The 20,414-nt window shown below is 38.4% G+C and carries 21 protein-coding genes; 15 read left to right on the forward strand and 6 right to left on the reverse strand.

Features of this window, described 5'->3' with window-relative positions; genetic code table 11:
- The first annotated feature begins 309 nt into the window (after nt 1–309).
- The 4 genes from IEU65_RS07760 to IEU65_RS07775 all read left to right on the forward strand — a co-directional run bounded on the left by IEU65_RS07760 (nt 310) and on the right by IEU65_RS07775 (nt 4,890).
- A complete protein-coding gene (locus tag IEU65_RS07760; protein WP_010277753.1) occupies nt 310–579 on the forward strand; it encodes an AbrB/MazE/SpoVT family DNA-binding domain-containing protein in 270 nt (89 codons plus the stop codon).
- The gene (locus IEU65_RS07765; RefSeq protein WP_010277757.1) at nt 579–947 is read left to right on the forward strand and encodes a hypothetical protein; all 369 of its coding nucleotides are present in this window, start codon (nt 579–581) and stop codon (nt 945–947) included. The genes IEU65_RS07760 and IEU65_RS07765 overlap by 1 nt, the downstream gene beginning before the upstream one ends.
- Before the next feature lie 2,285 nt (nt 948–3,232).
- Complete coding sequence (locus tag IEU65_RS07770) at nt 3,233–3,481, forward strand: hypothetical protein (protein ID WP_188352243.1); 249 nt, start codon at nt 3,233–3,235, stop codon at nt 3,479–3,481.
- 212 nt (nt 3,482–3,693) lie between these two features.
- On the forward strand, nt 3,694–4,890 hold the full coding sequence (locus IEU65_RS07775) for an SAM-dependent methyltransferase (RefSeq protein WP_168441515.1): 1,197 nt from the start codon (nt 3,694–3,696) through the stop codon (nt 4,888–4,890).
- A 53-nt stretch (nt 4,891–4,943) separates the two neighbouring features.
- Here IEU65_RS07775 and IEU65_RS07780 read toward each other — a convergent pair whose 3' ends face one another.
- The 4 genes from IEU65_RS07780 to rbsR form a co-directional block, all read right to left on the reverse strand.
- The gene (locus IEU65_RS07780) at nt 4,944–5,858 is read right to left on the reverse strand and encodes a DMT family transporter (RefSeq protein ID WP_010281929.1); all 915 of its coding nucleotides are present in this window, start codon (nt 5,856–5,858) and stop codon (nt 4,944–4,946) included.
- Entirely contained in the window at nt 5,858–6,550 is a 693-nt protein-coding gene (gene rpiA / locus IEU65_RS07785) for a ribose-5-phosphate isomerase RpiA (RefSeq protein WP_010281914.1), read from the reverse strand. Before rpiA ends, IEU65_RS07780 begins: the two co-directional genes overlap by 1 nt.
- Before the next feature lie 2 nt (nt 6,551–6,552).
- On the reverse strand, nt 6,553–7,500 hold the full coding sequence (rbsK, locus tag IEU65_RS07790; protein WP_010281905.1) for a ribokinase: 948 nt from the start codon (nt 7,498–7,500) through the stop codon (nt 6,553–6,555).
- 148 nt (nt 7,501–7,648) lie between these two features.
- Nucleotides 7,649–8,650, reverse strand: coding sequence for a ribose utilization transcriptional repressor RbsR (rbsR, locus tag IEU65_RS07795; protein WP_010281901.1), 1,002 nt, complete (start codon nt 8,648–8,650; stop codon nt 7,649–7,651).
- A 144-nt stretch (nt 8,651–8,794) separates the two neighbouring features.
- On the opposite strand from rbsR, the gene IEU65_RS07800 reads away from it, so the two are divergent.
- From IEU65_RS07800 to IEU65_RS07825, 6 genes are all read left to right on the forward strand, one after another.
- Nucleotides 8,795–10,018 (forward strand): NupC/NupG family nucleoside CNT transporter, encoded by a 1,224-nt coding sequence (locus IEU65_RS07800; RefSeq protein ID WP_010281897.1) that lies wholly within the window; start codon nt 8,795–8,797, stop codon nt 10,016–10,018.
- Between the two features lie 20 nt (nt 10,019–10,038).
- A complete protein-coding gene (gene rihC / locus IEU65_RS07805) occupies nt 10,039–10,971 on the forward strand; it encodes a ribonucleoside hydrolase RihC (protein ID WP_010281894.1) in 933 nt (310 codons plus the stop codon).
- A gap of 1 nt (nt 10,972) precedes the next feature.
- Nucleotides 10,973–11,932, forward strand: a complete 960-nt coding sequence (locus tag IEU65_RS07810) for a nucleoside hydrolase (RefSeq protein ID WP_010281889.1) — start codon at nt 10,973–10,975, stop codon at nt 11,930–11,932.
- A 157-nt stretch (nt 11,933–12,089) separates the two neighbouring features.
- Nucleotides 12,090–12,569 (forward strand): DUF1440 domain-containing protein, encoded by a 480-nt coding sequence (locus IEU65_RS07815; protein WP_010281885.1) that lies wholly within the window; start codon nt 12,090–12,092, stop codon nt 12,567–12,569.
- A gap of 183 nt (nt 12,570–12,752) precedes the next feature.
- Nucleotides 12,753–14,069, forward strand: a complete 1,317-nt coding sequence (locus tag IEU65_RS07820; protein WP_031941092.1) for a chloride channel protein — start codon at nt 12,753–12,755, stop codon at nt 14,067–14,069.
- Between the two features lie 14 nt (nt 14,070–14,083).
- Complete coding sequence (locus IEU65_RS07825) at nt 14,084–15,754, forward strand: glycerophosphodiester phosphodiesterase family protein (RefSeq protein ID WP_010281877.1); 1,671 nt, start codon at nt 14,084–14,086, stop codon at nt 15,752–15,754.
- 49 nt (nt 15,755–15,803) lie between these two features.
- Here the strand turns inward: IEU65_RS07825 and IEU65_RS07830 are convergent, their stop codons facing one another.
- Nucleotides 15,804–16,760, reverse strand: coding sequence for a KpsF/GutQ family sugar-phosphate isomerase (locus tag IEU65_RS07830; protein ID WP_010281873.1), 957 nt, complete (start codon nt 16,758–16,760; stop codon nt 15,804–15,806).
- A complete protein-coding gene (gene kdsA / locus IEU65_RS07835; RefSeq protein ID WP_010281869.1) occupies nt 16,744–17,595 on the reverse strand; it encodes a 3-deoxy-8-phosphooctulonate synthase in 852 nt (283 codons plus the stop codon). The genes IEU65_RS07830 and kdsA overlap by 17 nt, the downstream gene beginning before the upstream one ends.
- Before the next feature lie 310 nt (nt 17,596–17,905).
- Here kdsA and IEU65_RS07840 point away from each other — a divergent pair, with 310 nt between their 5' ends.
- The 5 genes from IEU65_RS07840 to IEU65_RS07850 all read left to right on the forward strand — a co-directional run bounded on the left by IEU65_RS07840 (nt 17,906) and on the right by IEU65_RS07850 (nt 20,354).
- Nucleotides 17,906–18,154: a GlsB/YeaQ/YmgE family stress response membrane protein gene (locus IEU65_RS07840; protein ID WP_031941091.1), complete on the forward strand. Its 249-nt coding sequence runs from the start codon at nt 17,906–17,908 to the stop codon at nt 18,152–18,154.
- Between the two features lie 204 nt (nt 18,155–18,358).
- Nucleotides 18,359–18,721 carry a hypothetical protein gene (locus IEU65_RS10395; protein ID WP_010281862.1) on the forward strand — a complete coding sequence of 121 codons (363 nt, stop codon included), beginning with the start codon at nt 18,359–18,361 and terminating at the stop codon, nt 18,719–18,721.
- Nucleotides 18,690–19,010 (forward strand): hypothetical protein, encoded by a 321-nt coding sequence (locus tag IEU65_RS10400; RefSeq protein WP_242455657.1) that lies wholly within the window; start codon nt 18,690–18,692, stop codon nt 19,008–19,010. The genes IEU65_RS10395 and IEU65_RS10400 overlap by 32 nt, the downstream gene beginning before the upstream one ends.
- 265 nt (nt 19,011–19,275) lie before the next feature.
- Nucleotides 19,276–19,410, forward strand: coding sequence for a hypothetical protein (locus IEU65_RS10475; RefSeq protein ID WP_010281853.1), 135 nt, complete (start codon nt 19,276–19,278; stop codon nt 19,408–19,410).
- Nucleotides 19,411–19,493: 83 nt separating this feature from the next.
- The gene (locus IEU65_RS07850; protein ID WP_010281849.1) at nt 19,494–20,354 is read left to right on the forward strand and encodes a fructosamine kinase family protein; all 861 of its coding nucleotides are present in this window, start codon (nt 19,494–19,496) and stop codon (nt 20,352–20,354) included.
- Nucleotides 20,355–20,414 lie beyond the last annotated feature (60 nt).

The following is a 20,414-nucleotide window of genomic DNA, read 5'->3' on the forward strand; positions in this document are numbered from 1 at the left end:
CTAATGACTTAAGTGAACGTCCTTCTTGGTGAAGTTTAACCAGTGAATCTTTAAAATCTTGTGAATAACGAATTGACATAAAAATACTCCTATACTTTCATTTTACGGACTGAATAAAAATAGTCCATTTTTTTAGTATAAGAGCATAAGGGAGTGTATCATATTTCTGGTTGGGCGGTTTTTGTGTCTTGATGATAATTATAAATTAGCAAAACGGCAAATTTATTTGACAAAAAATATACAAACAATATATAATTCATGTATAGGTAATACGTATTACGTAATATGTATTACTTCGGAGGATAAAACATGACAAATACAGGAATCGGAACAGTAACGGCAAAGGGTCAAGTTAGCATACCAGCTAAGTTCAGAACAAAGTTGAACATAGAAAAGGGAGATAAATTGACTTTTACCTTGAACGACAATCAGGAACTAATCGTTTCAAAAGAACCTAGCAAGTTAGATTGGGACGATTTGTTTGCTAGCTATCCTACGGAGGTGGTTGATATTGACGAAAACGGAAAATACGATGAAAAGAAGTCACCTAATTTCCATGACTGGATGGTTAATGGTTAATGAGTGAATTAGATCCCAGGATGAAAGTTTACGTGGTAAACATACCGTATGAAGACAAAAGTGATTCAAAAACTAGACCTGCTTTAGTATTAAGCATGTCGGATGGATATATTAAATTACTAAAAGTTACCAGTGATTACGATAAAAAACCAGAAAAAATCAAAGAGCTATATTATCCTATTATAGAGTGGCAACAAGCAGGATTAAAAAAAGAGTCATATGTTGACTGCCACAGAACGTATAACATTACAACTGATTATATATTGAGAAACAAGCCGGTTGCTAAGTTAACGGTTAATGATAAAGTAGGATTGCATAGTTTTGTTAAGAACTTAGTTGATACAGGAAAGATACCTTTCAAAGGATAACCACCATAACAGGGATCCTTTTTTATTTGCCCTCAACCCGCACAAGTGATACCATTAAATAGCCCAACAAAATCATGATGAGTTACCCCAATTTCGAATCTGATATGTTTGTTGGGTTTTAGGTTGCAATTAAAATTCAAACAGCTTACAATAAGTAAGTCTTATGTTGACACTAACCAGCAATCATTATCGGAACTAGACCTAGATGTCTACCGATATCGCACAATGATCGTTGGGTTTTAATTTGTGATAAAATAGAGTCGTAGTTCTTTCAAGAGTGGACTACAGACCCAGCAATCGGTTTCATGCTCTCACGAGCTCTTCCTTATGGGATCGTTTTCAATTTGTTGGGTTTTTGTTTGCAATTCTAAGGTGACGTAGTAGAATAATAACAGGCTCAACATCTTGCTGTTCGCAGCATACCGTTTACAGGTTGTTGGGTTTTTATTTGTGTTAAAATAAACGAGTGGTCTTTTCAAGAGTGGACTACATGCTCGGCAGGTTAATTGATGTTACACTGTTGAGCTTTTTTATTACCCAAAAATCAATTACATGGTATTATAATGACACAGCTCAACAACTGCTCTTTTGAATGTTATCGCTTTTGGTTTTTATGTTTACGTGTTGTTGAGCTTTTTGTTTGCTTATTTAAAGTATGTAGTGATAATATATAAGCATAGTAGGTGACTACTTAGCCCGACAGCTTTCTTAAAAATCTTCTTTACAAAATATGTGAAATCATGAGTTGAACGAATATACCTTGTCGGGCTTTTTGTTTGCAATATTTTACATGTTTATATAAAATAAAAGAGTAATTTCTTGCCATTGAAATTATAATGTATTTTCTCCCCAAAGAAAATACGCGTCCAGTATCAGGTTAGTTTACGCTAACCTGATTTTTTATTTGACAAAAATATTTATTATGAATTAGAATAATTTTGTAGTCTTAATGACTACGACTGTGTTTGTTGCCCCAACAGGCGTATTCTTTCTAGGTTACTTACTACTGGCGTGATTACGCAGATCATATTTACTCTTTAAAATTTGGCTTGTCCCTGTTGGGGTTTTTTTGTTGTAAATTTTTATTTCATATAGTAAAATATTTTTGTAGTCATGAGAGATTGGCCGCACTCAGCAAGTGCTCCTTCTTTATTTTTTAGTTTTGAAACCTTTATGTACCATTGTTTCTTGCTGAGAAATTCACTATACTACCGCTCATTAGTTGTAACCGGTTTTTATTTGCTATTTTAAAGTAAGTGATTTACAATATATTTCGTAGCTTTCTCTGAAAAATTGCTACACTTCTGTTAGATTTAAAGAGCACATCTGATGTGTTTCTTTTTTTATTTGCTTTCAAAAAGTAAGAGTGATACTATACAAATAGCCTAACAAATACGGTCGTAAGTATACACATTACTGTTTGTTAGGTTTTTATTTGCAATTAAAATTCAAATAGCTTACAATAAGTAAGTCTTATGTTGACACTACCCAGCAATCATCGTCGACCATTTCATGACGTGCCCGTCTTTTAAGTGAAATGCTTGGTTGTTGGGTTTTAATTCACACAGCAATCAAATAGGGGTAGAATAAGTGTAGCCCAACAATCACTTTTTAATAATGGAGGCGTCCATTCTGAAATTGTTTTCAACTTGTTGGGTTTTTATTTGCTATTGTAAAGTAAGTCCGATAGAATGTAGTACGTAGCTTCTCCGAAAACTGCTACATTTCTTTTATGTTTAAGGAGCACATCTGATGTGTTTCTTTTTTATTTGCTTTCAAAAAGTAAGAGTGATAATATATAGTCAGCTCAACAATCGATATCAAAGTTTAACGTCCATCCTTCTGATATCAGCGCAGATTGTTGGGTTTTTATTTGCTTAAAATAGGAAAAAGTAATAGACTGGGTGTATCATAATACTCCGGAGTATTGATGATCCATACATTGACCCGCTAACTGGTGCGGGTCTTTTTTTCTATTTAATATTCATATAATCAATAGAGCGCATAATTGGGCAACCCAACAGGAAATGGGGGAACTGATAAAAAATGTATTCCCGTTGGGTTTCAATGTTCATATAATCTAGGGCGAATATATTAATTGAGTATTCTCTTTCTCCTCTGACAGAAAATATATTACACAAAAAAGCCGACTGGAAATTAATCTGGTCGGTGTTTTTTTCTATTTGTACATTATTTGTACACTTTATTCGATAAAGCCTTGGTATATAGGGCTCAATAATCCCTTTCAAGTCATTAAACTTGCTTTTATTGAAATCAGTGGCGGCGTGCTTCGAAATGAGCAAGTTCAACAAAAAGTAGAGCATATTGTTCGAACAACTTTAGCAGATGATATTTTAGTAAAATCATGTGTCATTTATAAAACAGGAATGGCTTATAGAGTGAAAGTGTTAATTAATGGCACAGTTAACGGCGATATTAACCTAAAAGGATTAGCACAACAGAAACAAAAAATTGTGACAGCGTTACGGCATAAATTTGCTTTTATGAATCTTGATTTGGTTTACGATGCCTAGTGCTTTGATTTTGTCGTTTAAAAATTGTTGACAAAAAATGAATTTTATATCGTAATGGAAGCTATTCGCCTCGTTTAAGACCGGAAAAAATGTCGTTTTTTGTGTTATTTATTGATATCTAAATTTTTAAGAATTGGTGTTGTGATAATGTTTTGATTTGACTTTGAATTCATGCTTTTCTAAAATAGCTTTATGTTAGAAAAGGGGAATTTATGATTGACAAAGCGATTTACAAGCAAATTTTAAAGTCCAGTTTTGACGCCCCAATCGACGTTGAATTTTGGGATGGGGAAACAGTGCATTTTGGTGAAGGTGAATCAATTGCCAAAATCATTATGCATGAGCTCATTCCGATTAAAGAAATTGTTGCCCATGCTTCACTTACTTTTGGTGAAGCCTACATGGATGGCAAAATTGAGATTCAAGGTAACTTACAAGAATTAGTTACATTGGCTTACCGGTCACAAGATAGCTTTTTCAATAATAGCAAGTTCTCTAAACTGATTCCTAAGCACTCACATTCTGAAAAGGTCAGCAAAAACGATGTTCAAAGTCACTACGACATTGGTAATGATTTTTATGAGATGTGGTTGGATAAAACCATGACGTATTCTTGTGCTTATTTTGCCAGTGACAGTGATACTTTAGAAGATGCACAGATGAATAAAGTGCGTCACATTCTCAACAAGTTGCATGCCCAAGAAGGTGAAACACTATTAGACATTGGCTGCGGTTGGGGAACTCTGTTATTCACAGCTGCCAAAGAGTACGGTCTAAAAGCTACTGGTGTGACCCTTAGTCAGCAACAGTATGATTTTGTCTCAGACAAAATTAAAGCAGAAGGTTTGACGAGTCAAGTAACTGTTTACCTAGAAGATTATCGCGAGCTAAAAGAGCAGTACGACCATGTTACCTCGGTTGGTATGTTTGAGCATGTTGGTAAAGAAAACCTGGCGGCCTATTTTTCAAAAGTTGACCAATTACTTGTTGAAAATGGTACTGCTTTGATTCATGGTATCACTGGCCAACATAAAGGTGCTGGTGTCGATGCATGGATCAATAAGTACATTTTCCCGGGTGGTTATATTCCTAATTTGGCGGAGAATATTGACCATATTATGGATGCTCATTTGCAGGTTGATGATTTGGAGCCGCTACGCCGACATTATCAAAAAACACTTGAAATTTGGACCGATAACTTTCACGATGTCAGTGGAAGTGTGACATCTCGATACGGTGAGCGTTTCTATCGTATGTGGGATTTATATTTGCAAGCTTGTGCAGCGTCATTTGAATCAGGCAATATTGATGTTGTTCAGTATTTGCTGACGAAAGGTGCCTCGAGCACTAATCTACCAATGACACGTTCATACATTTATCATGCGGATGTAGCAAGTGGTGTAAAATAATAAAAGACTGTTCAATTCTAACGCTAGTAACACGTTAGAATTGAACAGTTTTTTTAAAACATTTTTATTAAAATAATGCCGCTCAGCATAATTAAAATGCCGATAACCTGAGTCATTGAGACGTTTTGACGTAATGATTTGAACAGTCCGAATTGTTGCACTAACATTGCGCCAACCATAACGCCTAGTGTTGAAATACTGACGGTTAAGCCAGGGCCTAATTTAGGAATTAGGAGGGACATTAGCGTCACAAATGTACCACCAGCAACACCGGCTGACCAAGATTGTGGCATTTTAATGCCACGAACGAGAACTTGCCATGTGTTGGGCTTGAGGAAAACGAGTACGATGAGACCAATCACAAACGCCCAAAGTGCACTTACCGTTGGACTGTCAATTAGATTGCCAAGTTGTCCGTTAAAAGTTGATTGGACAGTACATAAGACACCAGCGCCAAACGCCCATAAACGCAAGACCAAGCGTGAGGATGCTTGATTGTTTTGAGTACGGCTGGCGAGTGTTTTTCTTTTAGTGGCTAAGACGACAGCGATGTAAGTTCCTAATAATAAGACCATCAGACCAACAATGCGAAGCAGCGTCATGGGAATAATATCAACGTTGAACCAGCCAACTGTTTCAAATAACATGCCAGCGACAATTTGACCTAGTGTGGGCAACATGACGGTTTCAACCGCACCAATTTTTGGAAAAAGTATGATACAACTTGTGACAAAAATTAAGCCAAACAAGCCACCGGTGAGTAACCAAAGTGGTGCTGAAAAGAGGTCAGCAATTTTAGAAAAGTCACCAATTATAATGGTCAACAGGAGTAGAAATAGGGTCCCAACTACATAACCAAGAAAACTGGCAGCGATTAGAGATTTAAGGCAGGCGCTTAACTCGGCATTGATAGCGTTTTGTGCGGCTAAAATTAATCCGGCGCCCAAAGCAATGATTAAAAATAACATTAAACTTGCTCCGTATTCGTCTTTTGTCGCTCTTTAATTGTCACAGTTTCACCACCGATGATCACGCGATCACAAATATTAAGGAACAGACCATGCTCGACAACGCCAACTTGTCCTTCCAAATATTCAGCTAAAGCATACGGATTGTTAATGTTATTTAAATGGCAATCAATAATGTAGTGACCCGCATCAGTAACTAAAGGATCACCATTTGCTTGACGTCTTAATTTAGGAAAGAATCCTCTATCGGTAAATTGACGGAATAATTGGCCATTACCGTAAGGAATCACTTCAATAGGTAGTGGAAAACTACCTAAAGTTGCGTGAACTTTACTTTCGTCAACGATCCATATATTTTCGTTAGAGTTTTTGGCGACAATTTTTTCCATTAAGAGGGCAGCACCGCCACCTTTGATCCCGTTCAAATAGGTATCAACTTCATCAGCGCCATCGACAGTCACATCAATATGATCGACTTCGTCAATATCAACAATGGGAATGTTGAGCTCCGCACAGTGCTGGCTAGTAACTTGTGAAGTTGTGACACCGACAATATTGATATCTGCTTTTGCCAACGCCTCTAGGAAATATGACACAGTCGATCCTGTACCTAATCCGACAATCATGTTTGGTTTAATATATTGTAAGGCCGCCTCAGCAGCTTGTTTTTTTTGTAAGTCTTTATCAGTCATTATTAGCCTCTAGTCATCACTTTCGCTTGGTTAGCAAGTCCTGCGTCAACTTCTTGTTTGTTGGGAATGGATACAATTGCGCCTGAGCGACTGACGGTCAGCGAACTTGCGAAGCAACTGCGTGTAACAATCATATCTAAATCAGTCATTTTGGTAGAAATGTTAGCGGCAACCGTACCAATAAAGGTATCTCCAGCCGCCGTGGTATCCACAGCTTTGACTTTGAAAATGGGTAATTGATTGTGTTGATTGTTGACGTTATAGAACACGCCATCGCCACCCAAGGTGATGATGGTGTTGTGTAATCCCCTTGATTTTAGCTGATCAACGAGTGCAGGTAATTTTTCAGGGGCGGTTGTTGGTTCAGTGCCTGCAAGTGCTGCTGCCTCGGTTTCATTGGGGATGATTAAGTCAGTATTTAGAATTATTGTATCATCTAAATGTGACGTAATTGGGGCTGGATTTAAAATAGTCAGTGCGGCATGTTGTCTCGCAATGGCAAATCCCTCAGCCACAACGTCTGTAGGAACTTCTAGTTGTGCGACAACAACATCAGCTTCAGCAATGGCTTCTTTGGCTTGCTGAATATCAGCAACGCTAAGTGCCATGTTGGCACCACCGTACACCATGATTGTGTTATGACCATCATTTTCCAGCATAATAGTTGCTGAACCGGTTGGTTGCTTTTTAGTAAAAATATACTTTGTACTGATACCTTCGTCATCCAATAGTTGCTTAAAGGCACGGCCACGTTCGTCATCACCGACTGCGCCGATGAAAGTAACATCAGCCCCTTGACGTGCAGCCGCTACAGCTTGATTTGCGCCTTTACCACCAAAGGTACTAGCTTGATTTTGCACTGCAATTGTTTCGCCTTGTTGCGGCATGCGTTCAATCATTTGAATGGTGTCAATATTGAGACTACCAATGATCACAACTTTATTTGTCATGATAGTTTACTCCTTAAGATAAAATGAGGTTAAACGTTTTACCTGAGTTAGGACTTTATTATAAATTAAAAGATTGTTTAAGTCAAGCACGTAAAAAAGCCCCTGAATGTTGCTTTAGCATTCAGGGGACATGATATAACTAAGGGGTTTATTGATCTGTTGATAGTTGGGCAGTGGATTCTCGGATGACTAATTTAACGTCGAAAAATGCTGTTTGGTAAGGAAGATTGGGATGGGCGAGACGTTGCAAAATCATATTCAACGCTGATTGCCCAATTTCGGCGACTGGTTGGGCGATAGTGGTTAATGAAGGCACCACGAATTCAGCGTAGTCAGTATCATCATAGCCAACAATTGATATATCCTCAGGCACCTTAACATTTTGCCAAGTTAGACCGCGTAAGACACCGATTGCCATTTCATCATTTAATATAAAAGCAGCTGTTGCCTGGCTTTGTATTAATTGGTGAACAACTGCCAAACCACCGTGTTTAGAGAGCGCTGCTGAAATAACTGAAATAGGTGTCACGTTGGCAGCCGACAACGTATCAAGGAACCCAGCACGCCGTTGACGCATATTGTCGGTTAGGTCATTGGGTAATATGAGGGCAATATCACGGTGACCTAACGACAGTAAATGGCTTGCTGCTAAGCTACCACCGGTAAATTCATTGGTTTGTACCATGTCTTGAGCGTTGATATCGGCATTCTGGTCTAATACCAAATAAGGAATATGACGTTTTTTTAAAAAAGCATTCACAACATCGCGATTAGGAATCGGGCGACCGAAAATCAATGCTTGAACGCCACGTTCAACTAATGAATAAATTGAACTTTGCAAGTTGTCGGCAGTAGAGCCAATGAATACAAGATTCACATCTTCAGGCGCGTTGTCCTGCATACTTTGAATGATATCAGCAAAAAAGGGCATTCTAAATGAGGGAACAATAATACCAATCAAGCGGCTATGCCGCACTTTTAAATTACGAGCGGCACTGTTTGGTACGTATCCCAGCTCATCACGAGCTTGTAACACTTTTTTGATTGTTTCTGCTGAAAAGCGATCCCCCTTATTATTTAAGATTTGTGAAACAGCTGTAATTGAGACATTGGCCTTTTTTGCCACGTCCTTAATGGATATCTTATGCATCTTCTCATTCCTTGTTCTCATACTTAGTATCTATTGTACCAGTTAATTTTTTGAAAATGCTTCCAATTTTAAAATAAATATGCTACACTGTTTTTGGTTAAACGTTTTACTTAAAAATTATTGTTTTCAGGAGAGGAACTGATTATGTTTTTAATCGTAAATTTACTTGGTATTTTTGTTTTCATTGCCATTGCAGCGCTGTTTTCTAATGATAGGAAGAATATTCCTTGGAGTTCAGTTGGTGTTGTGTTAGCCTTAGAAATTGCTTTGGCTTGGTTTTTCACGCAGTTCAAGGCAGGTCAAATTGCTGTTCAGGGTGCAGCTGATGGGTTTAACTGGTTAGTATCTGTTGCGTCAAAAGGTATTGCATTCGCATTACCTGAGTGGTTGACATCAAATAATGGTGGCCCAAACTTCGTAACCTCAGCTTTGCTACCCATTTTGCTCGTTGTGCCATTGTTTGATATTTTGACATATATTGGTTTGTTGCCATGGTTGATTAAATGGATTGGTAAGGGTTTGGCATTTGTCACTGGACAGCCAAAGTTTGAAGCATTTTTCTCAATTGAAATGATGTTTTTGGGTAATACAGAAGTTTTGGCTGTTTCAAAAAATCAGTTGGACAGCATGTCTGCACGGCGTAATTTTACATTAGCAATGATGTCAATGAGCTGTGTGACATCGGCAATCATTGGTTCTTATACACAAATGGTGCCTGGTAATTATGTGTTGACTGCTATTCCCTTAAACATTTTGGGCGCTATCATTGTGGCTTCCATTCTTAATCCTACTAAAGTAACGCCTGAAGAAGATGTAATTGTGAATGTCACTGAAAAAGGTGAAAAGAAAGAACCATTCTTTTCATTTTTAGGAGATTCAATCTTAGGTGCTGGTAAGTTGATTTTAATTATTACCGCTACTGTGATTGCCTTTGTTTCTCTGGCAGCTTTGATTAACCAATTGTTTAGTTTGACAGGATTGCATTGGTTAACGCTGGAAAATATTTTCGGTGTGATTATGTTCCCATTTGCATGGTTGTTAGGTTTCAGTGTTGATGATGCTTTCCGTTTGGCACAATACATGGGTACTAAGTTAGTGACTAACGAATTCGTTGTGATGGGTGAAGTATCAAAGTCGATTATGGCTGGTAAAGGCTTCTTCGCAAATGAGCATGCACGTGTTGTTTTGACTGTATTCTTGACAAGCTTTGCTAACTTTGGCACGATTGGTATGATTATCGGTTGTTTCAAGGGACTTGTTAATAAAGAAAAGAATGACTATATTAGTGCACGTGTACCATATATGTTGTTGGCTGGCGTATTAGTATCATTGCTTTCAGCTGCCACAGCAGGTTTGTTTGTTTGGTAAGAATTGTAGAGGAATAGATCATGATACCGATTATTTTAGATATGGATCCTGGCATTGATGATGCAGTGGCATTGTCAATTGCCTTAACTAATCCTAATTTTGACATTAAGTTATTGACTAGTGTGGCTGGCAATGTCAGTGTTGATAAGACAACTGCTAATTTACTCAAATTAACCACATTTTTTAATCGGCAAGAAGTACCTGTTGCCAGGGGTGCATCAAAGCCTCTCAAAAAGGCGTTTGTTGATGCTTCGTATATCCATGGTGCTTCGGGTATGCCAGGTTATGATTTTGAAACGCCAAAAAATCAGGCAATTGCACAAGATGCAGTGAGTGCGATGGCTGAAACGTTGCTGGCTGCGACAGAGCCGATCACTGTCGTGGCAACCGGATCTTACACAAATATTGCACAGCTCATCCAACGGTATCCAGAAGCTTTACCGCATATTAAACGCTTCGTGCTGATGGGAGGGTCATTATCTGGTGGTAACGTGTCTTCAGTGGCTGAATTTAATGTCTTTACTGACCCTGATGCAGCTGATATTGTCTTTAAAAGTGGTATCGACATTGTGATGATTGGTTTAGATGTTACGTTAAAAGCATTACTGTCTTTGAAAACGATTGACGCCGTTGCTAAACTTGGCGAGTGCGGTAAAATGTTACATCAGTTGATGACTGCTTATGGTGATACTGAAGCTGATGGTAAACCAATGCATGATGTAAATACAATCTGCTACTTATTGGCACCAGAATTTTACACGTTGACAGATTATTGGGTAGATGTCATTACACAAGGACCAGCAGCAGGCGCCACTGTGGCTGACACGCAAAATCGCTGGTCGCAAGGTAAAAAAAATGTCCATGTTGCAACAGACATTGATGCAGCAGCCTTTGAAAAATGGTTTGTTGCACAAATACCAAATATGAATAAACAACTCGAAGGAGAAGAATGACATGGCTTCTGTCAAAATGATTTTAGATTTAGATACAGGTGTTGATGACGCCTTAGCATTGGCATGGGCTGTATGTGATCCGCGTACAGACTTGATTGGTGTGATCGCTTCTTATGGTAATACATTAGTTGAAACAGCCGCACAAAATACATTGGATTTGTTACATTTATTAGGTGCAGACAATGTGCCAGTATTTTTGGGCGAATCTCATTCTTCAACAACACAAAGTTTTGATGTGATGCCAATTTCTAAAGCAATTCATGGTGATAATGGTGTTGGTAATATTGATATAACACATTCACCACGACAAGTTGAAACAATGAGTGGCATAGACTTTCTGATCAAAATGGCGCACCAATATAAGGATGAATTGGTTTATGTACCAACTGGTCCATTGACCAATTTGTCAAAAGCGTTGACAATCGATCCAGAAATTGCTCACCTGATTGGCAACACCACCTTAATGGGCGGTGCGTTGACAGTGCCAGGAAATGTGACGCCATTTACTGAAGCTAATATTCATCAGGATCCTGAAGCTGCAGATCATGTGTTTAGGGAGCAAGAACGGTTGACAATGGTTGGTTTAGATGTAACTTTACGGACATTGTTGACGAAAAAGCACACTCAAAAATGGCGTGATCTAGGCACTAAAGCAGGTATAATATATGCTGATTTGATGGATTATTACATTGAAGCTTATGATCAACTTGGTATTGATCATCGTGGTGCTGCTTTACATGATCCACTAGCCGTTGCAGTGGCGATTGATCCTAGCTATGTCCTGACGATTCCATTGAATATGAGGGTGACATACGATCAAGAATCGGGTGATTACGGTCGTACAATCGGTGATCGAGAGCGTTTGCTTGAAGACACAACAACGCAAGTGGCAGTTGGTGTCAAGACGGAACGCTTTGTCAGAGACTTTATGGACTTTATGATTGCTGTTTTAAATGATTAAAATCTATTCAAGTACGGACGCGTCCGTACTTTTTTATTGCATTCGATTTGACTAGCGCGCCAGCTAAAAAAGTACCCAGAACAGGGAAATGTAGGTATTATGCTATAATTAAGAAGGAATATTGATAACGTAATTTTTTAAAGGTGGTAGAGAGAAGATGTTGCATATCATAGGAGACACAGTTTTTGTTGGTATTATTGCTGGGCTACTGTCTGGCATGGTGAAAATTGGTTGGGAAGCCATTTTGCCACCTAGAAGTCAAGCTAGAGATGAGACTAATCCACCCCAACAGCTTTTACAACAACTTGGGTTTTCTAAATCGTTTACGCATGCTTATTGGACCTATGCCACAGATCAACGAATCTATTTTGTGGCGCTATTCATGCATTTTGGGTTTTCGATCACATTTGCTGCGCTGTTTACTTTTTTACAGGCATTTAATCATGTTGTAGCGATTGGTCAGGGAACAGTATATGGGGTTGTTGTGTGGTTCATTTTTCATATTGTGCTACTGCCACTACTAAAAACGATTCCGTCACCTGCCAAGCAACCATTTGCAGAGCACTTTTCGGAATTTTTGGGACACATCGTCTGGGGTTGGAGTATTTATCTGGTGATGGTGGCATTGATAGGTTAAGTTCATGTGACTGATAACGCTCAAGTGCCAATAGCTGGCATTTTACAAAAACGTGATGAATTTAAAACAGTCGCGTTTTTTATTTGTTGTTTGGAAACCATGGTACATTGTGCATTAGCACAGTGAGTGGTAATCTAGACTATGTTATTGCCTGATAAAATAGTTATAAAAGTGAGAGATAAAATGGATACTAGTGCCACAAAAAAGAACAGTGGATCATCATCGGCAACACGAGAGAATATATCATTAACGATTGCTACCGTCATATTGGGTGTGATTGTTGGATTTAGCGCGATAGGTTTAAGTCTATTACTGGAATTGATTGAAAAAATATTTCTAAATTATTTGGAAACAGCACAAGCACCAGTGCCTACCGCTAGTGCTTTTCGAAGACTTATCTCAGTGACGGTTGGTGGCCTTTTGGTGGCCGTTGTGTGGTATTTTTTGAGAAATAAAACACAACCAACTGTTGGCATTAAAAAAGCGTTGGATGGTCAAAAAATGCCAGTATTACAAACAATTGTCCATGTTTGCACGCAAATTGTTTATGTTGGTACTGGTGGATCAATTGGTCGAGAGTTAGCGCCTCGTGAAGCAGGTGCTATGCTTGCCCAAACTTGGATACGTTTCCAATCACATTTGGGACTGGCAGATTTAACTGATGCTGATCGTCGTTTATTGATAGCAGCGGCAGCTGGTGCTGGTTTTGCCGGTATTTATATTGCCCCTATCACAGGTATGCTATTTTGTGTTGAAATATTGTTAAAAAAATTATCATTACGCAACGTGTTAGTGAGTCTGACGATGTCAATGATAGCCATGTTAATGGGATCTTTAATAAAAGGATTTCACCCGTATTATTTAGTTGGGGATGCGCATTTTTCGATTATTAGTTTGATTTTAGTTATTATTATTGCACCATTCACGGGATTTGCTGGTGCGTTATTCCGTGTGATTTGTCAATGGGCTGAAAAAAATCAAGTCAAAAAATCGCCAATTTTGTGGCAGTTGCCTTTGGTAGCTTTCTTAACTGGTGTGGTCGCGTATTTCTTTCCGGAAATCATGGGCAACGGTCGAGCACTTGCACAGACGGCCATTTGGACCAAAAGCTCACAAGTCCTATGGCTTTTGATTGCTGTGGGAATCCTTAAAGCTGTTGTGACAGTCTTGACAATCCGTTTCGGTGCAGCTGGTGGTACATTAACACCAGCCATTGCCATCGGTGCAGCGATGGGCGCAATTATCGGTATCGGTTTATCACAGATATGGCCTAATCTTGTGATTTGGCAGTGCGCTGTTTTAGGTGCCGTAACTTTGTTATCAGCCTCCCAACAAGCACCTTTCATGGCAATGTTCATGATTCTTGAAATTTGTCACCTTAATTACTCAGTGTTCTGGCCAATGGCGATTGGAGTGACCATTGCAATGGTTATTTCTCGTCAAACATTAAAAAAATATAACACCATAGTTCAATTGAAAACAGTACCAGTTCCTAAATGAAAGGGGATTTGACTATGAACAGTAAAAAAATATCACGTCAAACAGTTATAATTGTGAGTATTATTTTTATCTTTAATGTTGTTGCGCAATTTCTAATTAATTGGGTACAAGGTTATCAGCCTAAAACCTATCAAATACCAACTAATGGTTTGACAATGTTACTTAACTATCTTGGTGACTATTGGGTTAATTATGCTGTCACTGGTGTTGTTTATCTATTACTGTGGTTTGTGTATGTTAGTTTGTGGTTGGGGGCATTCTTGTGGCTTTGGCAAAAAATAACATGGTCTCGTTTTCAATCGGGTTTGTTAAAGGGACGCGTTCATTTATATGCTGCATTGTTGTTGATTTTGACAATTCCTTTAAATCAATTTGGCTTTAAATTTCCGTTATCTTACTACTTAACTATTCCTAAAACGTTTCTTGATAGTTTGAATAGTCAGTTGGCTTTGACCGTTGGTATTGTTGTTTACATACTTTATTTTCTATTTGTCATGAAAATGAGATTTTTGATTTACCAGACTGTCGTTGGTCAAGATAGTTTTGGGTTGAGCTTTAAAAATAGTTGGCGTCGCAGTCAGTTTGACTTTAAGTTTTATCGCAATTTATTGTTGGTTGTGGTTATTCTTGTTTTCAGTTTGTATGGGGTTATTTACGGACAGCAGTTACTTGATACATACGCATCAGTCACAATCAGACATGTTTGTGCGAATGTATTGATTGTAGTGATGACTGGCATTTTTTATGTCATTACAGCAAAATTTGTCGACTTGCTGGCTGATTATGCTCATCCTAACAACTCACACCAGTCGGTTAATGTTCAGAATCAGCCATGGCATTGGCAAACAATATTGGTTTTGATTGCTGTTAGTGTTTTGAGTGTGTGGCTATCTGGTAAATGGATAGACCAACCGAATGGCCGTTACTTAGTGATTGCTCACAAAGGCATTAGCAACCCGAATCAAACACCAAATGTCGTTGAAAACTTGAAAAAAGTAAGTGCAACTAAACCAGATTACGTTGAAATGGACATTCAGCCAACAAAAGATGATGTTTATGTTTTGAGTCATAATACGAAAGTAACTACCACAAGTGGTAAGTCGTATAAAATCAATCAAACAAAATGGTCGACTTTAAAGTCACTGAAACTAAAAGAAGCAGGGCATACATTCAAGTTGTCGTCGTTTGAAAATTATCTCAAAACAGCCAATTTGTATCATCAGAAATTACTAGTTGAGTTGAAAATCAATGATACAATTACTAATGAGCAATTGCAAAAATTTGAGACGAAATATGGTCCATTAATTCAAAAGAATCATTCAGAAATTCAATCGTTAAATCAGAACGCCTTAAAAAGAGCGAGCCGCTATTTGAAAGTCAAAACTGGATTGTTATCACCAGTTAAGAATACGATTGATAGCACAAAAACGAATCAATTTTATGCGATTGAATATTCAGCTGTTGACCAAACGGTTGTGCGCGCGATTAATCAACACAAAAAAGATTTATATGCTTGGACGGTCAATGATTCGGCGGATGTTGCCAGTGCCTATGTGATTGGCGTGCGCGGTTTCATCACCGATCATCCAAAACAAGTTCGTCAGCAATTGAAACAGCTGGTTAAGCACACGACATACAGTGACGCATTGCGTGGTATATTACTATTCCAAAAGTCAGCTATTTAAAAAAACACGTATCACTCATAAAATAATGGGTGATACGTGTTTTAATTTGTTAATCTAAAACATCATGAATAGTGATAATACCGACAACTTCTTCATTATCGTCAAGGACAACTAAGTTGGAAATATTATGTGCCGCCATTTTTTTCCAAGCAGCGCTATTGCGGGCTTCTTGGTTAATGCTGATGAATCCTTCTGTCATGTAATCTTTGGCAGTAGAATTTTTGACTTGACTAATGTCCAAAAATTTTTTACGAATGTCGCCGTCGGTAACAATACCAATGACTTTTTCATCATCGTTTTTGACAAGCGTCATGCCAACGGCAAAATCACTGATACGGTAGATAACATCATTGATTGGTGTCGATGTATGCACATAAGGAATCTTCGTGTGCATGGCATTTTTAACATTTTGGAGTAATAACTTGCCAATGGAGCCACCTGGGTGATACAGGGCAAAGTTTTCGCGTTTGAATGCTTTCTCTTTTTCAATTGCAATTAACAAAGCATCACCCATAACCAATGTGGCCGTCGTTGAGCTAGTCGGCGCTAATTTAGTAGGGTCTGCTTCTTCAGCAATATCAACTTTTAAGAGTAAATCTGTACTATTAGCTAATGTAGAATCTTCTGACCCTGTGATAGCCACAGTTTTAAGATTATTGTGGTGAATCACTTGCAAAGCAATCAACGTTTGAATGACTTCTTGGGTTTCGCCACTATTAGAAATGAAAATTGCTAAATCATCACTAGCAACACGACCAAGATCACCATGATAGGCCGTACCAGCATCAATATAAAAGCTTGGAACGCCAACTGATGAAAAAGAGGCTGCAATTTTGTCAGCAATAATACCCGATTTGCCAATCGCAATAAAAATGAGACGTCCCTTGGTCTGTAATATAGCTGCCACTACACTATCAAAAGTCGTGTCCAAAGTATCTCGGACAGATTTTAACGCGTCAATTTCAGTGTTGAACGTGTGTTTTGCATCGTCAAAGTAAGTCGTCATGGGCATACACCGCCTTCATTTCAAGGTGTTCATGAAATATTCGATTCGCATTCTCCAGAATAGGACGAATTTTTGACAAGTATAATTGACTGTCTTGGTCCGAAATTGCCTCGGGTGGATTAGGGTGGACTTCAGCAAAAATGCCATCAATACCAATGGCTAGTGCCGCGCGCATCAGTGGAAAGGCGTAATCACGATTACCACCTGAATGATTGCCGTAACCACTTGGCACTTGAACAGAATGGGTCGCGTCAAAAATGACGGGATAGCCTGTTTCACGCATTTGAATGAGACTTGTCATATCAACAACAAGCTGGTGATAGCCAAACATAGTGCCACGTTCAGTTACCAGAATATGCTGGTCGTTTGTTGCTACTTTATCCACAGCTGTTTGAATATCTTCCGGTGCCATAAACTGTGCTTTTTTGATGTTGACAACACGCCCAGTTCTTCCAGCTGCTAATAGTAAGTCAGTTTGTCGGCTTAGATAAGCAGGAATTTGCAATACGTCTGCGACTTCAGCTACAGGTTCACATTGATAAGGTTCATGAACGTCAGTGACGATTGGCACATGATAATTCTCTTTAATCTTGGCTAAAACTTTCAGACCAGCTGCCATGCCGGCGCCTCGTTGGGAATCAATAGAACTACGATTTGCTTTATCAAAAGATGATTTGAAAACGTAATTTATCCCGAGTTCATCGGTAATTTGTTTTAGCGTCTCGGCGACCTCAGCACATGTTTCATAGGATTCAATGGCACATGGGCCGGCGAGGAGCGTGAGACGATCGTTTTTAAAGCCGTAATTTTGAAATACATCACTAATTTGTGGCATGATTTTCTATCTCCTAACTTAAATCAAATTTTTGTTGGATGGTTCGCTATTAATTGATGAGTTTTGCATGGCCATGCTTTACTTAATTAATATTACGGATATTATAGCATGAGTTTGTGAAAAGCATGTCCGAAAACGATTGGTTTCTAATGACAATCTAACATTTTCGTTTCAAATGGTATGAGCATAATATTTGCAATAAAATATTATATTTGTTATTCTTAAAGCATTAACCAAGGGATTTGATTAACATTTCTTAGAAAGTTAATCTATTTTTTGGTATTAAATATTGAGAAAGAGGGATATTGAAATGGGATTAATTTGGACGCTAATTGTCGGTGCAATCATTGGCGCCATTGCAGGTGCGATTACTAGTCGCGGTGCTGCAATGGGTTGGATCAGTAATATCATTGCTGGCTTAATTGGTTCATGGTTAGGTGAAAGCTTGTTGGGTTCTTGGGGCCCAAGCTTGGCTGGCATGGCACTAATTCCATCAATCATTGGCGCCGTTATTCTAGTGCTAATTGTTTCATGGTTAGTTGGCAGAGCTAATAAATAAGGTCAATCTGCTCTGATTTTAAATCATGTTAAAAGGGACTTTTTAGATAAAGTCCCTTTTTTGTGCGTATTAACGATCTGACAAGCAAAATAATAAGTATTTCTGACAACAAAGCGTATCATATATTATAAAGATTGTTATGTTTTGGATGAGAGAGTGACAAATAGATTTAAAGTTAATTTGATATGAAAAAAAGGGGAGAAGATGAAATCACATACTAAATATATTGGTGCAGTTATTGCTACAATTTTGGTCGTTCTAATGGTCAGCGTTGGCGTGTATGCTTACAGTCAATCACACACGATACAAAAATCACAATCAGCACATCAATCTAGTAAATCAACATCAACAAGTCATCGTGCTAAATCATCAACTAGCACTGAGAATTCAAGTACAACATCATCGAGTAGTAGTAGTAGCGCAAGTTCTAGTAGTTCAAGCAGTGCCCAAAGCAGTAGTAACGTGGCAACTTGGGCAGCACTTGATTTAACGCACCAAATTGCGATTTTGATACAGGCTGCATTTGCTGGTCAGAATGGCAAGCCCAATGCCCAATGCCCAATTTGATTTCACACAAAACTACTGGGCAATGACGGGAAGTGTAAATGACGGCGAAATTCAGCGTTATGTACCGCAAACGGACAGTTTTGCTGGAATATCGGATATTTTGTCAGCAAAAATTAATATCAATGGCGACCAAATTCAAGTTGCCAGACCAATTTCGGAACCATTTACAACCTCTTTAAACACATCTGTTGCGACTTACTACGATGAACAACATCGTTCTGTTACGGACCAAATCGCCCAGCGAGTCGTGACGCCAGCCAGACTACAAGCCATTCGTGAAGGAAAATAAAGCGTCGAGAGAGCATATTTTTTGCATTGGTTAATAAACGGAAGTATAATATTCGTAATGTTAGTAATGCCAAAATTCCATTCCCAGGAGGATTCAGTATGGCAAAAGTAAAAAAGAGTACAGGATTTTGGAGTAAATTATCAATTTTGTTGGCTGTTGGTCAACTGTTATTCAGCCTTTATCATGAAATTAAGCAATCGCGCAAAAAGTCTTAAATACTAATTAAGGTGCCGTGCAAACACATGTTTATAAAAGGAGACTTACAATGTTGAAATCTATTTTGAAGTTTATGCTTGCTTCCACGCTTATTGTCAGTGGTTTGATTGTTGGTGGTACAATTTTTGCCGCCAAAGGAATTGATGAATTAGGCGATGATTTAGAAGACAAAATACATGGTTGATTTTGATAGTATAAGACCATAATAGTGATAGCCAATTAATCATTATGGCTATTGCTATTTTTTAATTGAAAAGAGGGATTTGTATGAATGCCGCGTTTTTATCACATCTTAATTTAGGAACAATTTCAAAAGTCACACCTGTTGGGGGCGGTGACATCAATCAAGCTTTTCGTTTAGAAAGCAGTACAGGACCAGTGTTTTTGTTACTGCAACCAAATCATAAAAAGGAATTCTTTATTCATGAAGTCAATGGTCTAGCGTGTCTAGCACGCTTTGTTAAAACGCCACAAGTCTTACGGATAGGAGAGTGGGGTGATAATGCTTATCTTGTTTTGTCTTATTTAGCGCATCAATCACAAGGGGATGCTTTCGCGTTAGGCACCGCCTTGGCAAGAATACATCAGCAAACTAGTCCTCAAGGCCAATTTGGATTTGAGGAATCATTCACAATGGGGACTTATACAGCTGACAATTCTTGGCAAAAAAGTTGGTCAACATTTTTTGTACAGCAACGTTTAATGCCCTTGCGAAAAATGATTCGAGATCAAGGTTTGTGGTCGGAGGAATTAGATCTATCATTTCAAGCGGCTATCAAGCAATTTGAACGCTTGATGGTGGATTATCAAGCGCACCCCTCACTATTACACGGCGATCTTTGGTCAGGAAATTATATGTTTGGGTTAAATGGTGAACCCATTCTAATTGATCCCGCAGTATTTTATGGTGATCGTGAATTTGATATTGGGATTACAACCGTTTTTGGTGGCTTTTCCGATGCGTTTTACCGTGGTTATCAAGCAACTTACCCATTGACTTCGGGGTACGAAAGACGCATATTGTTTTATCAACTGTACTATCTGATGTTCCATCTGTCACAGTTTGGTGCCGGATACTTGGCACAAGTACAGCAAAAATTAGTCAGCATCAATCAACAACATGACTAATGAGCGCCTAGCATTTAGTTTGACTTATCTAATGCTATAATGACGTTAATAAAAAATATG

This window comes from Leuconostoc pseudomesenteroides KCTC 3652 (genome assembly GCF_014634745.1).
Classification (GTDB): domain Bacteria; phylum Bacillota; class Bacilli; order Lactobacillales; family Lactobacillaceae; genus Leuconostoc; species Leuconostoc pseudomesenteroides.

Excerpts from the sequence above, each read along its gene's own strand:
- IEU65_RS07760 (WP_010277753.1), top strand. The coding sequence starts at position 310 with ATGACAAATACAGGAATCGGAACAGTAACGGCAAAGGGTCAAGTTAGC.
- IEU65_RS07765 (WP_010277757.1), top strand. The coding sequence starts at position 579 with ATGAGTGAATTAGATCCCAGGATGAAAGTTTACGTGGTAAACATACCG.
- IEU65_RS07775 (WP_168441515.1), top strand. The coding sequence starts at position 3,694 with ATGATTGACAAAGCGATTTACAAGCAAATTTTAAAGTCCAGTTTTGAC.
- IEU65_RS07780 (WP_010281929.1), bottom strand. The coding sequence starts at position 5,858 with ATGTTATTTTTAATCATTGCTTTGGGCGCCGGATTAATTTTAGCCGCA.
- rpiA (WP_010281914.1), bottom strand. The coding sequence starts at position 6,550 with ATGACTGATAAAGACTTACAAAAAAAACAAGCTGCTGAGGCGGCCTTA.
- rbsK (WP_010281905.1), bottom strand. The coding sequence starts at position 7,500 with ATGACAAATAAAGTTGTGATCATTGGTAGTCTCAATATTGACACCATT.
- rbsR (WP_010281901.1), bottom strand. The coding sequence starts at position 8,650 with ATGCATAAGATATCCATTAAGGACGTGGCAAAAAAGGCCAATGTCTCA.
- IEU65_RS07800 (WP_010281897.1), top strand. The coding sequence starts at position 8,795 with ATGTTTTTAATCGTAAATTTACTTGGTATTTTTGTTTTCATTGCCATT.
- rihC (WP_010281894.1), top strand. The coding sequence starts at position 10,039 with ATGATACCGATTATTTTAGATATGGATCCTGGCATTGATGATGCAGTG.
- IEU65_RS07810 (WP_010281889.1), top strand. The coding sequence starts at position 10,973 with ATGGCTTCTGTCAAAATGATTTTAGATTTAGATACAGGTGTTGATGAC.
- IEU65_RS07815 (WP_010281885.1), top strand. The coding sequence starts at position 12,090 with ATGTTGCATATCATAGGAGACACAGTTTTTGTTGGTATTATTGCTGGG.
- IEU65_RS07820 (WP_031941092.1), top strand. The coding sequence starts at position 12,753 with ATGGATACTAGTGCCACAAAAAAGAACAGTGGATCATCATCGGCAACA.
- IEU65_RS07825 (WP_010281877.1), top strand. The coding sequence starts at position 14,084 with ATGAACAGTAAAAAAATATCACGTCAAACAGTTATAATTGTGAGTATT.
- IEU65_RS07830 (WP_010281873.1), bottom strand. The coding sequence starts at position 16,760 with ATGACGACTTACTTTGACGATGCAAAACACACGTTCAACACTGAAATT.
- kdsA (WP_010281869.1), bottom strand. The coding sequence starts at position 17,595 with ATGCCACAAATTAGTGATGTATTTCAAAATTACGGCTTTAAAAACGAT.
- IEU65_RS07840 (WP_031941091.1), top strand. The coding sequence starts at position 17,906 with ATGGGATTAATTTGGACGCTAATTGTCGGTGCAATCATTGGCGCCATT.
- IEU65_RS10395 (WP_010281862.1), top strand. The coding sequence starts at position 18,359 with ATGAAATCACATACTAAATATATTGGTGCAGTTATTGCTACAATTTTG.
- IEU65_RS10400 (WP_242455657.1), top strand. The coding sequence starts at position 18,690 with ATGGCAAGCCCAATGCCCAATGCCCAATTTGATTTCACACAAAACTAC.
- IEU65_RS10475 (WP_010281853.1), top strand. The coding sequence starts at position 19,276 with ATGTTGAAATCTATTTTGAAGTTTATGCTTGCTTCCACGCTTATTGTC.
- IEU65_RS07850 (WP_010281849.1), top strand. The coding sequence starts at position 19,494 with ATGAATGCCGCGTTTTTATCACATCTTAATTTAGGAACAATTTCAAAA.